11 protein-coding genes, 1 tRNA gene and 1 pseudogene are annotated in these 13,293 nt (G+C 60.6%); 8 read left to right on the plus strand and 5 right to left on the minus strand.

The window, feature by feature from the left end; all coding sequences use genetic code 11:
* A pseudogene (locus GGQ90_RS05185) lies at window positions 1-997 on the minus strand (IS3 family transposase); the annotation flags it as partial.
* A 386-nt stretch (window positions 998-1,383) separates the two neighbouring features.
* Here GGQ90_RS05185 and GGQ90_RS05190 point away from each other — a divergent pair.
* From GGQ90_RS05190 to GGQ90_RS05200, 3 genes are all read left to right on the plus strand, one after another.
* Entirely contained in the window at window positions 1,384-2,130 is a 747-nt protein-coding gene (locus GGQ90_RS05190; RefSeq protein WP_159365929.1) for an ABC transporter ATP-binding protein, read from the plus strand.
* 14 nt (window positions 2,131-2,144) lie between these two features.
* Window positions 2,145-3,257: a SufD family Fe-S cluster assembly protein gene (locus GGQ90_RS05195; protein ID WP_159365928.1), complete on the plus strand. Its 1,113-nt coding sequence runs from the start codon at window positions 2,145-2,147 to the stop codon at window positions 3,255-3,257.
* Between the two features lie 267 nt (window positions 3,258-3,524).
* Window positions 3,525-4,067 carry a flavin reductase family protein gene (locus tag GGQ90_RS05200; RefSeq protein ID WP_048577485.1) on the plus strand — a complete coding sequence of 181 codons (543 nt, stop codon included), beginning with the start codon at window positions 3,525-3,527 and terminating at the stop codon, window positions 4,065-4,067.
* Window positions 4,068-4,217: 150 nt separating this feature from the next.
* Here the strand turns inward: GGQ90_RS05200 and GGQ90_RS29985 are convergent, their stop codons facing one another.
* Both GGQ90_RS29985 and GGQ90_RS05210 read right to left on the minus strand, forming a co-directional pair.
* A complete protein-coding gene (locus GGQ90_RS29985; RefSeq protein ID WP_380765459.1) occupies window positions 4,218-4,583 on the minus strand; it encodes a hypothetical protein in 366 nt (121 codons plus the stop codon).
* 47 nt (window positions 4,584-4,630) lie between these two features.
* Window positions 4,631-5,530, minus strand: a complete 900-nt coding sequence (locus GGQ90_RS05210) for a universal stress protein (protein ID WP_159365925.1) — start codon at window positions 5,528-5,530, stop codon at window positions 4,631-4,633.
* Between the two features lie 294 nt (window positions 5,531-5,824).
* Here GGQ90_RS05210 and GGQ90_RS05215 point away from each other — a divergent pair, with 294 nt between their 5' ends.
* Window positions 5,825-6,466 carry a response regulator transcription factor gene (locus GGQ90_RS05215; RefSeq protein WP_159365924.1) on the plus strand — a complete coding sequence of 214 codons (642 nt, stop codon included), beginning with the start codon at window positions 5,825-5,827 and terminating at the stop codon, window positions 6,464-6,466.
* Window positions 6,467-6,633: 167 nt separating this feature from the next.
* On the opposite strand, the gene GGQ90_RS05220 is transcribed toward GGQ90_RS05215, so the two are convergent.
* Window positions 6,634-8,988, minus strand: a complete 2,355-nt coding sequence (locus tag GGQ90_RS05220) for a heavy metal translocating P-type ATPase (protein ID WP_188081166.1) — start codon at window positions 8,986-8,988, stop codon at window positions 6,634-6,636.
* A 649-nt stretch (window positions 8,989-9,637) separates the two neighbouring features.
* Here GGQ90_RS05220 and GGQ90_RS05225 point away from each other — a divergent pair.
* A complete protein-coding gene (locus GGQ90_RS05225; protein ID WP_048577492.1) occupies window positions 9,638-9,886 on the plus strand; it encodes a hypothetical protein in 249 nt (82 codons plus the stop codon).
* 52 nt (window positions 9,887-9,938) lie between these two features.
* Complete coding sequence (locus GGQ90_RS05230; protein WP_159365922.1) at window positions 9,939-11,567, plus strand: Na+/H+ antiporter; 1,629 nt, start codon at window positions 9,939-9,941, stop codon at window positions 11,565-11,567.
* A 516-nt stretch (window positions 11,568-12,083) separates the two neighbouring features.
* Here the strand turns inward: GGQ90_RS05230 and GGQ90_RS29815 are convergent.
* Window positions 12,084-12,449 carry a type IV toxin-antitoxin system AbiEi family antitoxin domain-containing protein gene (locus GGQ90_RS29815; protein ID WP_343053547.1) on the minus strand — a complete coding sequence of 122 codons (366 nt, stop codon included), beginning with the start codon at window positions 12,447-12,449 and terminating at the stop codon, window positions 12,084-12,086.
* Between the two features lie 56 nt (window positions 12,450-12,505).
* Here GGQ90_RS29815 and GGQ90_RS05240 point away from each other — a divergent pair, with 56 nt between their 5' ends.
* Window positions 12,506-12,898: a cupin domain-containing protein gene (locus GGQ90_RS05240; RefSeq protein ID WP_246428138.1), complete on the plus strand. Its 393-nt coding sequence runs from the start codon at window positions 12,506-12,508 to the stop codon at window positions 12,896-12,898.
* Between the two features lie 128 nt (window positions 12,899-13,026).
* Window positions 13,027-13,101 (plus strand) — tRNA-Asn (locus GGQ90_RS05245).
* Window positions 13,102-13,293: the final 192 nt, after the last annotated feature.

Below are 13,293 nucleotides of genomic sequence, written 5' to 3' on the forward strand. Positions count from 1 at the left end.
CGGGGTTTGTGCAGCACCGTGGCGCTGTCGCAACCAGAAGCCGCCAGGGCGAGGTCCAGCGTGTCGGTGACGTCCTCGGCTCGCATGTTGGTGCACAGCTTCCAGGCGATGATGTAGCGCGAGAAGTCGTCGAGCACGGTCGACAGATACATCCAGCCCCACCCGATGATCTTGAAGTAGGTGAAGTCGGTCTGCCACATCTCGTTCGGCCGCGTGGTTTTCGTGTGGAACTGATCGGCAGCCTTGATCACGACATAGGCCGGGCTGGTGATCAGGTCGCGGGCCTTCAACAGGCGGTAAACCGTGGATTCCGACACGAAGTAGCGCTGCCCATCGGTGAAGCGCACGGCCAGTTCCCGGGGGCTCAGCTCAGACTGTTCCAGCGCCAGCTCGATGATCTGGTCGTGGATGCCCGCCGGGATGCGGTTCCACACCCGGCTCGGCGCCGATGGCCGATCTTCCAACGCCTCCGGCCCGCCTTCGAGGTAGCGATCATACCAGCGGTAGAATGTCCGACGAGGGATGCCGAGTTGGTCCAGCGTGCGCTTGGCCGACAGGTGCGACTGCTCGACGGTTCTGATGATCTCGAGCTTCTCGGATGCGGGATATCTCATTCGTCGTTGCCCCCATCCGCGACCATGCTTTTTTTGAGCAGACGGTTTTCCAGTGTCAGATCGGCCACGCATTCCTTCAGGGCCCGGGCTTCGCGGCGCAGGTCCTGGACCTCTCCGGTGGTCGCGGCACGGGCGGTGTCGCCGGCCAGGCGGCGCTTGCCAGCTTCCATGAACTCCTTCGACCAGGTGTAATACAGGCTCTGGGCAATGCCTTCCTTGCGGCATAGCTCGGCGATGCTGTCTTCCCCGCGCAGGCCATCCAGCACGATGCGGATCTTGTCCTCGGCCGAAAAGTGGCGCCGGGTCTGTCGGCGGATGTCCTTCACTACCCGCTCTGCTGGGGCCTTGGCGGGCGATTTTACATTGGAGGATCTGGGCTTCATCTTCGTTCCTTCGTCACTACGACGAAGCCCAGATCCTCCTTAAATCACAACCTCAAATCTGTGCCATTGGTGCTGACGGCGGACAGTTGATCGCGCGCAAACATAGGAAAACGCGCCCCGCGTATTCCCCGAAGGTCTTTTATTTCGCAGGCCGCCCGACCGAAGCCGAGAGCCTATGTTCAACGCGCCACTTGCGACCTTTTCCTCACGATCAAGATCGGAAAAGGCCGGCGCACGCTATGATTTTAGTTGGCGCATGTCCACAGGCGAGTTCATTCCGTGCGCCTCAGCCTGCCCTTGGCTGGCCCCGCGAGGGACTACGTAACCTTACAGATGTTCCAGCAGCAGGCGACGTGAGAGCTTGAATGCACAAAGGAGCCTCAGCGTTGACCACCCCCCTTCTAGACATCCGCGATCTGCACGTGGAAGCCGACGGCTCGCCAGTCATTCACGGGGTAAATCTTAGCATCCCGATCGGCGAAACGCATGTGCTGTTCGGCCCGAACGGATCGGGCAAATCATCGCTTCTTGCGACGATCATGGGTCTTGCACCCTATCGCGTCACGAGCGGGGAGATCTGGTTCAAGGGTCAGCGCATCGACGCACTCCCGGTGGACAAACGCGCGCAGATGGGCCTCGGCATGTCGTTCCAGCGGCCGCCGGCCCTGGAAGGCGTCACGGTCGAGGCGTTCACGGCGGCGATCGGATCCTCGGCGCTACTGGAATCGGAGGCTTCGGCGCTCGATTTCAACGGTTTTGCCGAGCGTGATGTCAATGCCGGGTTCTCGGGCGGCGAGATCAAACGATGGGAAATCCTGAAGCTCCTCCTCAAGCGTCCAGATCTGAGCCTTTTCGACGAGCCGGAGAGCGGGGTCGACCTTGAGCATATCGCCGCCGTAGGCAAAGCGATCGACAGGTTGCTGGGAGCGGATACACCGGCCGATCCGCAACGCACCGCGCTGGTCATCACCCACACCGGCTTCATTCTCGATTATATCCATGCCGATGTCGGACATCTGATGGTCGACGGTCGGATCGTCGGATCTGCAGACCCGCGTACCCTGTTCAGCCATATCAAGGCGCACGGCTACTCAATGCCGCCGGTCACCGCAAACGTTTCGCAAACCATCTGAAGGAAGGTATTCCCATGGCCACTCTTCTTGGCGCCGATATCACTCCGGAAGAAAAGCAACAGCTGGCGCCCGTCGGCTACAGCATCGAAGGCGAGCACAGCGCAACCTGCGTGCTGGTGGATCAGGATGTCCGCCATATTGCGGTCAATGACCCGGATGTCGAAATCCTTCCTCTCAAGGACGCGCTGACACGCTACGACTGGGTGCAAGACCTCATGTTCAAGCTCATCAACCCGACCGAGAATGATCATGTCGCCCAGGCCGCTGAAAGCCGCCACGCCCCTGTCGGTCACTTCATCCGCGTCCGCAAGGGCGCCAAAGTACGACTCCCCGTCCAGGTTTTCACGCTGCTCGAGACGCCGCAAGGCCGGCAGTTCCATCACAACATCACCGTCATCGAGGAAGGTGCCGAGGTCGAAATGATCTCGGGATCCGCAGTGCCGCCTTCGGTTCACGCCGGACACCATCTTTCAATCTCCGAGACCTATCTCCGGGAAGGCGCGACTTGCCGCTCCGTATCCATTGAACATTGGGGGCCGGCTATGGAAGTTCATAGTTACGCGCGCACCCATGTCGGAACGAACGCCCGCGTCATTGAAAGCAACATCCAGGTCTCTCCGGTCAAGCATCACTATTCGCAGAGCCGAACTGTCATCGAGGACGGCGGCGTCTCGAACGACCAGTCGGTCATCTTCGCGCCGGCCGGCACCGGGCGCGTCATGGAAAGCGAGATCCATCTCAAGGGCGTCAACGCGCGCTCGGAGAGCATCGCACGCATGGTAACCGGCGGCGGCACCATCACCAATCGCACCACTCTGGTTGGCGAAGGACGAGACACGAAGGGTTTCCTTGGCTGCAACGGACTCAAGCTCAGCGACGAGGGCGAGATTCTGTCGGTGCCGGCGCTCCGAGCCCGCAGTGCCCAGGCGCAGCTCTCGCATGAGGCCTCCATCGGCATGATAGACCAGGCCAAGCTTTCCTACCTGATGGCAAGCGGGATGAGCGAGGACGCGGCCAGGGATCTTATCGTCCAGGGCTTCCTCAATCTCGACGCCCAGCAACTCCCGGAGGCCATCCGCGTCGAGGTCAGTCGAACGATCGCGGCGGCCAACTCTGGAGCACTGTGAACGCACGCCTCAACAGCCGCATAGCCTCGACCGGGCTGGCGAGGCTGATATTTATCGCGCCCTAATGATTGTCGCTTAAAGCCAGCGTTCGGCGAAAACATCATCCGACGAAACGGCTCAAGCCGCCTATCGGCCGGCTGATGGGAAGCCACTCTTTTTTCGCACGATACGACCTCAGCCTCTTTCTCTCACACAAGCCGCGCTCCTCCACGGGCTTGGTTCGGCACGCCGATGCGATAACATATCCAACGCTGACTCGAGGTGCTTATGGATGATCTAGATCTCGGAAAGGCCTTCACTCTAATCGAACCCGGTCCCGTTGTCCTTATCACGACCAATGATGGTCAAAGGAACAACGTGATGACTATCACCTGGACCATGGTGATGGACTTCTCTGCCACCTTCGCCGTCACCACAGGGCCCTGGAACCACAGTTATCGCGCGCTCGTGGAGAGAAGGGAATGCGTTATCGCAATCCCCACCGTCGACATGATTGACACCGCTGTCGCTATTGGCACCTGCTCCGGTAAGAATGTCGACAAGTTCGACCGGTTCGCCCTGACCCCCGTTAATGCCAGACATATCGGGGCACCTCTTATTCTCGAATGCCTCGCCAACATCGAATGCAAGGTCATCGATATTGTCGAGCGCCACAGCATTGTCGTGCTGCAAGGTGTTGCAGCCTATATCGACGAAACCCGTGAGGAGAAGCGGATGATCCATGCCATCGGCGATGGCACATTCGTGGCGGATGGTCGCAGATTCGACCGTAAAGAAATGATGGGATCCAAATTGCCAGCCGGATTCTAGATACGTCATCCTTGGACATTCGGGCTGCTCCGCAAGCGGGATGGGATGCGTTTCAGAGCCGGGACTACGGCGCTGACAGGCATGTTCTCGACCGACATCTCCCATAGTTGGAACGGGCGATGTCACGCCTGCCGCTCGCATTCAGCAATTTTATGCGGACGCGCACTCATCGACTCGCTCGCCATTGCGATGAAGCTCCCGCCCTACTTCGATCACTACCTCAAATCTGCACCATTGGAACTGACGGCGGACACCCAGCGGCCAGATCACAGCGCTGAGCCGCAGGATGAGCAGAATGCTCACGGTGTTAGCGCCTGCGAAGTCGCCGCCTGCGAGAGAGGCCATTACCCTGAAGCGCAGCGTCGATCCCAGCCGCAAGTCCAGGGCGCTCGAACCTGTTACGGCGATCGTGAAACCTATAACGACTGGCGATATGCCGAGCCTACCGCCTAGCGCGCTTCCGCCGCGCGTACCATCTCGACACCTGCCAGCAGTTCGGTCAGGGCTGCGGCGCAGCCAAGGGCAACGACAACCAGCTCACGCAGCCCATCGGTCCACAGCGGTCATGTCCTCCGTTTACCCGGGTCGGGCACCAACAGAACGTCTCCAGGAACCGCATCGATGATCTTGCGGGCAGTGCTGCCGATCAGCGCATTGTAGACCACGCCGCCGCCATGACTACCGACAACCGTTAGATGTCGCTGCGACTTGCGCGAATAATCACGCAACAGCCCCTCGGGAACGCCATGTTCAATGAGCCGTACGACCCGGTTCGCCGCATGCGGGACCATACCGGCCTCCTGAAGAAACTTGTTCGATGCCTCGACCCCATATGTCTCGAATTCCCGTTCGACCTCAGACCGGCCAAGATAGCCGGCGAAAGGCACGTCATAGGCGTGAAACAGGGTGATCGAGGCGGCGGGGAAGAAGCTGATGCAGGTCTCGAGCGCAACGCGGGCAGATGGCGAGAAGTCTGTGGCGACGAGAAGACGGTCATAGGGGCGGAACGGGCGATCACGCACGATCAGCAGCGGGACAGTCGTTTTGCGTGCGAGATGATTGACCGTGCTTCCCAGTATAAGCCGGCCCAGTGTCTCATCACGCGCCACACCAGTAATGATGAGATCGCATTGCGCACGGGCGGCCGCCCTGAATATGATTTCGACAGGGTCGCCTGTCTCGACATGGATGTCGATGTCCAACCCATGTCCTTCGTGTAGCAGGTCCTGATAAAGACGATCGCGAACCGCCCGGACCGGGTCGGCCGGTCTGCGCCAGGAAGGAACATCGTAGGTTGAATGCAAGCTATAGCTTTCGTCGACCTCTTTCTCGACCGCGTGAACCACCAAAAGCTTCGCGTTCCACTGCTGTGCGAGTTGAACGGCGCGGTCCAGGGCCCGGTCGCATCTATGACTGAGATCGGTGGCCAACAAAATGCTGTGGGGCGGATTAGAACCGGTCATGGCGTCTGTCTCCTTGCAACGTGTGAATTATACAGTTTCTTCAGCCAGCCCAGCCTGCGCATGATCGACTTCCCGGCCTCGAGCACGCACAAGCTGCAAGCCCGGTGCATCTAGTCCACGACGTTCCGCCCTCCCGCTATAAGGGAAACCCCGATTGCTGGTTCGGCAGCCACATATAAGCACAAGAGCGGATATACCCTCTTGACCTTGGACCATGGTCCAACCTGCTCAAGAGGCCCCCATGAAGTCGGCGCTCAGCTGGACGCCGTATCCTGATCCTTTGTCTGGAGAGCTATGGGGGACAAGCGCGTCATACACCTCGTCGATGATGAGGAGGCTATTCGCAAATCGGCAGGATTCATGCTGCGTATGTCGGGCTTTGCGGTGCACAGCTACGCATCGGGAACCGACTTCCTCGAAATGGTGGACGAGGCGGTAACCGGCTGTGTGATCCTCGACCTGCATATGCCGGATATTGACGGTCTCCAGGTGCAGAAGGCGCTTGCGAAGCGAAAAATCGTGATGCCTGTGGTCATCCTCACCGCGAGCGGCGACATTGCTCGGGCGGTGCAGGCAATGAGAGCCGGCGCCGTGGATTTTCTGGCGAAGCCCATAGAGAAGGCCGTGCTCATGGCAGCGATTGACCGGGCCTTTGCCCAGCTTGAAAACACAGCTGCGCGTGCTGCCGAACAGGCCGTAGCGTTGTCCAAGATCGCAGCACTGACCAGGCGCGAACAGACAGTGCTGGAAGGACTTGCCGATGGCTCCCCCAACAAGATCATCGCCTATAAGCTGGGAGTCTCGTCGCGAACGGTGGAAATCCTCCGCGCCGGCTTGATGCTCAAGCTCGGGGCCAGAACTCTGTCCGATGTCCTACGCATCGCCTTCGCCGCCGAACTTGGCAATCGCCAAAAGCGCCTACCAATTAAGGAGTAACGCGGAAGGTCTGCCAACGACCGGAGATCCGCGGGCGGTCTCGATGACATCTTACAACAGGCTGCTTCCCGTGCCTCGACCGACGATCGTGTCACCGATCATCCTACGAACCGGCCACGCACAGCGGTGGCAGCGCTCAGCGAAGATCCTAGATGCCTGGACAATGGTCACAGCAATTGCCGGTTGAGGCGCAGCGCGTTGGTGATCACGCTCACCGAAGACAGCGCCATCGCAGCCGCCGCGATCATCGGCGAGAGGAGCACGCCGAACAGCGGGTAGAGCGCACCCGCCGCGACCGGCACGCCTGCCGCATTGTAGATAAAGGCGAACACCAGGTTCTGCCGGATGTTGGACATGGTCGCCTGGCTCAGCCGCCTGGCACGGACGATGCCGGTGAGATCGCCTTTCAGCAACGTGATGCCCGCGCTCTCGATAGCGACGTCGGTGCCCGACCCCATGGCGATGCCGACATCGGCGGCGGCCAGGGCCGGCGCATCGTTGACGCCGTCGCCGGCCATGGCAACCACCCGGCCTTCACGCTTGAGCCTGGCGATTACGGCGCTCTTCTGGTCCGGCAGGACCTCGGCCTCGACCTTATCGATCCCGAGCCGCCTCGCGACCGCCTCGGCGGTCGTGCGGTTGTCGCCCGTCAGCATGACGACCCGAATGCCCTCGGCCTTGAGCGCGGTCAGGGCCTCGGGCGTCGTCTGCTTGACAGGGTCGGCGATCGCGAACGCGCCGCCGACCTTGCCGTCGATGCCAATGAAAATCGCGGTGGCACCGTCGCGCCGAAGCGTGTCGGCCTGTTCAGCCAGCGTATCAGTCGCAATTCCCTCGCCGCCAAGGAAGCGGGCGTTGCCGAGGACGATCCGACGGCCATCGACGGTACCAAGCGCGCCGCGTCCGCTCGGGGAATCAAAATCCCCGACCTCGCTTGTCGAGAGCCCGCGCGCCTTTGCGGCCTCGACGATCGCGAGGGCCAATGGATGCTCCGATACCCGCTCAACAGACGCGGCAAGTCGCAACAGCTCGGCCTCGTCGAACCCTGCTGCCGGTACGATCTGCGTAACCGCCGGTCGTCCTTCCGTGAGCGTGCCGGTCTTGTCGACCACAAGCGTGTCGACCTTCTCCATATGCTCAAGCGCCTCGGCATTCTTGATCAGAACTCCGAGCCCCGCGCCCCGGCCGACGCCGACCATGATCGACATCGGCGTCGCCAGGCCGAGCGCGCAGGGACAGGCGATGATGAGCACGGCGACGGCAGCCACCAGCCCGTAGGCGAAGCGCGGTTCTGGCCCCCAGATGCTCCATGCGATGAACGCTGCGACCGCAATGCCGATCACCACCGGCACGAACCAGCCCGCGACCTGATCCGCCATGCGCTGGATCGGCGCGCGTGAGCGTTGTGCCTCGGCAACCATTTGGACGATCCGCGCCAGAACCGTGTCGCGACCGACCTTGTCCGCAACGATCACGAGCGCGCCGGTCTGGTTGAGCGTGCCGCCAATGACGTTGTCCGCTTTCGCCTTGGTGACGGGCATGGACTCGCCGGTCACCATGGATTCATCGAGCGATGAGCGGCCGTCTTCGACGACGCCATCGACGGGCACTTTCTCGCCTGGGCGCACGCGCAGGCGGTCGCCGACTGCCACGAGATCGAGGCTGACTTCCTCCTCGTTGCCGTCGGCGCCGATGCGCCGCGCGGTCCTGGGCGCGAGATTGAGCAATGCCTTGATCGCGCCGGATGTGCGTTCTCGCGCGCGCAATTCGAGCACCTGTCCGAGCAACACGAGCACGGTGATAACCGCCGCCGCCTCGAAATAGACGGCGACCATGCCGTCGGCGTTGCGGAATGCCGGCGGAAAGACCTGCGGGGCGAGCGTCGCGACAACGCTGTAGCCCCAGGCGACGCCAGTCCCCATGGCGATCAGGGTGAACATATTGAGATTGCGCGTCTGGATTGACGCCCAGCCCCGCTCGAAGAAAGGCCAGCCAGCCCAAAGCACGACCGGCGTCGCAAGCGCGAACTGGATCCAGATCGACACAGACATCGGCACGATATGATGGACAGCTGGGAAGATATGGCCGCCCATCTCGAGGATGAATACAGGCAGAGCGAGGATGAGGCCGATCCAGAAGCGCCGGGTCATGTCGACCAGCTCATTGCTGGGGCCGCTGTCGGCGCTCACAGTTGCAGGCTCGAGCGTCATGCCGCAGATCGGACAGGCGCCGGGATGGTCCTGCCGAATTTCCGGGTGCATGGGGCACGTCCAGATCGTCCCTTCGGCGACCCGGACCGATGGCACAGACGACCCGATATATCGCTGCGGATCGGTAAGGAATCTCGTCCGGCAGCCCGCGCTGCAGAAATGGTACGTTCCTCCACCGTGGGCGGCATGATGCACGGTGATTGCCGGATCGACGGCCATGCCACAAACCGGGTCGATGATCGGCCCCGCTTTCTCCGGTTCATGGCCACGGCAGCAACTGCCACCATGCACTTCGGTTTGTGTCTCGTTCATCGCCTCGCCCCTTTGGATGACAGGGGATATGCGGTCTGGCCCCATGTCAGGCGCAATACGTAGTCTCCTCAATCTGGCGTCCGCACACATGATAACGGCGTCCTTTTGATGAGGACTAAGGCAATCCATGGCAAAGACCGAGTATCAGCGAAAAGACGTGCGACGTGAATTCATCCGATCCGATCGTAGTATGACATTGTGCAATGAGCAGGTGAGGCCCTGTCCGAAGGAATATGACCTGCTCACCGTTCTCGCGCGCAGCGCCGGCCAGATCTCACCCACAAGCGACTGCTTGCAGCCGGCTGGGGTCAGGAGACCACCGACAAACAATATCTGCGGATCTATATCGGCCTGCTGCAGCGGAAGATCGAAGAAGATCGTCGGATCCACGCCTCCTGCTGACCGAGCCTGGTGTGGGCTATCGGCCGGTCGCCGCAGGCTGCCTTCCGCTCAACCGCGATCGCTTGTCGCGAGGATGATCCGGCTCACCGGCAGATAGAAGCTATATGCATCGTGACTGATTGCCCCGCTTTGTACGCCTTTGGGAAAATGGCTTGGAACTGTGGAGTCGATGCGCGATGAACGTTGAGGATTGACAGGATGCCGGGTTAGCAGAAACAATGCCGAGGCGGTTCGGCTCGCGAACGGCATGATCGAACGATCCGTGATCAACGCCTTCAACCAGCTTGACGCAGCAACCCACAGCGTTGAAATCCGCAAGCAGCTTCATGCTAAGTTTCTGCAGAGGGCAATTGAGCTGGCCGAGATCCGCTTCCCGGAAAATGGCGCGCTGCGCTGCGCACTCGGGCGGATCGGTGCGTCATTCATCCACGAGGGCAAGTTTTGCGGAGATCGCCCTTCGGACCTGAGGGATGTGCAAGCCGGCGACCCAATCTAGTCTCATGGACTATTGGAACGCAGAAACCATTGTTGAAGGAGCCGTTGGGGCCTTGGAGACCATCTCGATCATTCTTCTGCTGCTGCTCGCAGTCATACTGAGCGGCATCCTGTCCCGGGTGTTGCCGCTGCCTTTCCCCCGCCCCCTCTTCCAGATCGCTCTTGGCGCCGGCATCGGCCTCGCAGCGGACTGGCGGGTTACGCTCGATCCCGAAATCTTCTTCCTCCTGTTCCTTCCGCCGCTGCTGTTTCTCGACGGGTGGCGCATCCCTCGGGAAGAATTGTTCAAGGACGGCAAGACCATCCTCGAGCTGGCCCTCGGCCTCGTCGTGTTCACTGTCCTGGGCATGGGCCTGTTCATAAACTGGATGATCCCATCCATGCCGCTGGCGGTCGCTTTCGCTCTCGCAGCCGTTGTTTCGCCGACTGACCCGATTGCGGTCTCAGCCATCGCCAAGCGCGTGCCGATCCCTAAACGCATGATGCACATCCTCGAGGGCGAGTCCCTGCTCAACGATGCGTCGGGCTTGGTCTGCCTGCGCTTCGCGATCGCGGCCGCGCTGACCGGCGCCTTCTCGATCCAGGATGCCGCCTTCAACTTCCTGTGGGTGGCATTTGGTGGCGTCGCCGTGGGCACGGGCGTCACCTGGGCTATCGCCCGCACAAAGACCTGGATCAGCCGGCACTATGGCGAGGAGGGCGGCTCCCAGATCCTGATCAGCCTTTTGATCCCGTTCGCTTCCTATCTCGTGGCCGAGCATCTCCATTGTTCCGGCATCCTGGCCGCCGTCGCGGCGGGTCTGACCATGGGCTTCGTCGAACGGACGGGTGAGATCGAGGCGACAACCCGCATCCGGCGCAGCACCGTGTGGGACACGATCCAGTTCACGGCGAACGGCATCATCTTCGTTCTTCTTGGCGAGCAGCTTCCGGTTATCCTTGCGAACGCCGCCGAAACCGTGCGCACGACCGGCCATCATGAGCCATGGTGGCTGGCGATCTATGTGGTCGCCATCAACATCGGCCTTGCTGGACTGCGTTTCCTGTGGGTCTGGCTTTCGTTCCGTCTCACCCTGTTCCGCGTCGGCCAATGGAAGCAGAGTCCAAACTGGCGGGTCGTCGCCGCCATGTCGTTCGCCGGTGTGCGCGGCGCGATCACGCTGGCCGGTGTGCTCACGCTGCCTCTGGCTATGGGTGACGGCTCCCCCTTCCCCGCGCGCGACCTTGCGATATTCCTCGCGATGGGCGTGATCATAGTCTCGCTGATCGTTGCCAGCATCGGGCTTCCGTTACTGCTCAACGGCCTGCAGATGCCGGCTGAACCCTCTCATCAGGCCGAGGAGAACGCGGCGCGCGTCGCCGCGGCCGAGGCGGCAATCGCCGCAGTCGAGCGCATCGAGCATGCGCGCGCTGAGGGACGGTCGGATGCAGACCTCTATGTCGCTGCGGCTTCCCGCATCATGGACACCTATCGGCAGCGCATCGAAAGTCGCCGAGGCGATGCTGAGACGATCGCGACCGAGCGGATTCTCGAACAGATCGAACGTGAACTGGGTCTGGCGGCCCTCAAGGCTGAGAGGGCGGAAATTTTCAGGCGAACGCGCCATGGAGAGCTGGGCAGCGAACTTTCACGCAAGCTGATTCGCGAGATTGATCTGCTCGAGGCTCGCTATGGCGGCTAATAGCCCGTCTGACTTGCGATTCCGTATCGGCGGAGGCGCGGTTGGCTTGTCCGTGGCATGAAACGATACTAGAGCCGTTTAACCGACCTCGATCGCCGCGTCGCCGGGCCGACTAATGCAAATTGCAAGGCGCTACAACAGGGTCCTGCGCCCACGCCCGCTACCTATAAGAGCTTGAGGGATCGTCCCTGATACCAAAGCAGTTCCGGGGAGGTGACACCGGACCAAGTATCCGCCGTCCACAAATGGCTGAACGAGCAAGCCGCTGGCAGCCCCCGCCTTCCACTCGGACGTGAGTTGGCGCTGCCATCGCGGGGACTACCGCCACTGATCTTCTCTGGTCTGTGATCGCCGTTCACCGAACGCGATGAGACGCGCAAAGCAGTCGTGGGCTTACTTCATCCGCTCTCATCTGGACCGCCCCCGGATGAGCTCCTCTTTACGTTTGGAAGGAGATTGATTACAGTGAGAATGCCCTCTTGACTCGCTACGATTTCCCGTAACTCTGAGGCGACGCTATTGGGATGCTACTATGTAGCGGCCATAGCCTACCCGCACAAGTAAGCCCTCGTCGCACATTGGGGAGAGATAGCAGCGGGGGATGCCGATGCTGGTGAGATCCTTCGTTCGAATCACACCTCGTTCTCGAGCAAAGGCAACAGCGCGTTCCTTCAAAGATGGCTTCGGGCTGCCTTCCGACCTGACCCGCTCAGCGCGATCACGCTCGCGCTTCCGAATGCCGCCCGTGGGCTCTCTTATAGGCAGAAGCGGCGCATCGGAAGCGAAGATTCCAGCCTCGCCGGACTGCGGGTACGAGGACCTTCTTGCTAAAGCACGAAAACGTGATAGGGTTTTCCTGGCCTCGTCGGACGCGAAAAGCAAAATTGTTTTAGACGTATCCTGAAATGGGAGCCATCACCATCCGGTGATCGCGCAGCATGGCTGCACAGACAAATTCCTATATCTTTCTATCGATCATCAAGCATGATGCATTGATGAACATTCCCATTTCAACGTCCACCAATCTGCTTAATATACCGGACACCTCTACGGACGACGAGCGCTTCGAAGAATTGTTGCAGCGTCCGGGCGTGAGAATCGAACGGATCATTTCGCACGGTCATATCACCCCTGCTGAGCACCCCTATTTCCAGGCATGGGACGAATGGGTCTTGTTGCTCTCAGGAAGCGCAGAATTGGAACTGGACGGTATGGGCCACCATCACCTTCAGGCAGGCGATCATTTGCTGATACCCGCCGGCGTCGCCCACCGCGTTACCTACAGCGATGATCCCACGATCTGGCTAGCCGTCCATATCGGCGACAAGTGAGCTGCATCTTATTCATAAAGCCCAATTTTTTGTAGCGAGGAATTTATTTGCACTGCGCCGACAACAGAGCTTGCCATTTGGGACAAGCCGCTGCATATGCGCGGCCTGCCCGGCGCAAGCGGGGCTGCTCCCCGATAGCTCAGCGGTAGAGCATTCGACTGTTAATCGAATGGCCGTAGGTTCGAATCCTACTCGGGGAGCCACTTTAGTTCGCTGAACTTCCGCCCTGGCGGGGTCGGAAACGGCCAAAATTTCAAGGCATTTTTACCCTGCTCTAAACGGCGTTGCGGATGCGACTAGGGCGAGCTTAATGCAAGGCGGACACCCGCCGGAACAGGTACCTCCATGCGTTCAGCATGGACTGGGAAATTGTCGAAGCATGTCCACGTGAAAGA

The organism is Sphingobium scionense (assembly GCF_014197035.1).
Classification (GTDB): Bacteria; Pseudomonadota; Alphaproteobacteria; order Sphingomonadales; family Sphingomonadaceae; genus Sphingobium; species Sphingobium scionense.

What these genes read in the sequence shown, in the direction of transcription:
- GGQ90_RS05195 (WP_159365928.1), top strand. Translation starts at nt 2,145, where the DNA reads ATGGCCACTCTTCTTGGCGCCGATATCACTCCGGAAGAAAAGCAACAG.
- GGQ90_RS05200 (WP_048577485.1), top strand. Translation starts at nt 3,525, where the DNA reads ATGGATGATCTAGATCTCGGAAAGGCCTTCACTCTAATCGAACCCGGT.
- GGQ90_RS05210 (WP_159365925.1), bottom strand. Translation starts at nt 5,530, where the DNA reads ATGACCGGTTCTAATCCGCCCCACAGCATTTTGTTGGCCACCGATCTC.
- GGQ90_RS05215 (WP_159365924.1), top strand. Translation starts at nt 5,825, where the DNA reads ATGGGGGACAAGCGCGTCATACACCTCGTCGATGATGAGGAGGCTATT.
- GGQ90_RS05220 (WP_188081166.1), bottom strand. Translation starts at nt 8,988, where the DNA reads ATGAACGAGACACAAACCGAAGTGCATGGTGGCAGTTGCTGCCGTGGC.
- GGQ90_RS05225 (WP_048577492.1), top strand. Translation starts at nt 9,638, where the DNA reads ATGATCGAACGATCCGTGATCAACGCCTTCAACCAGCTTGACGCAGCA.
- GGQ90_RS05240 (WP_246428138.1), top strand. Translation starts at nt 12,506, where the DNA reads ATGGCTGCACAGACAAATTCCTATATCTTTCTATCGATCATCAAGCAT.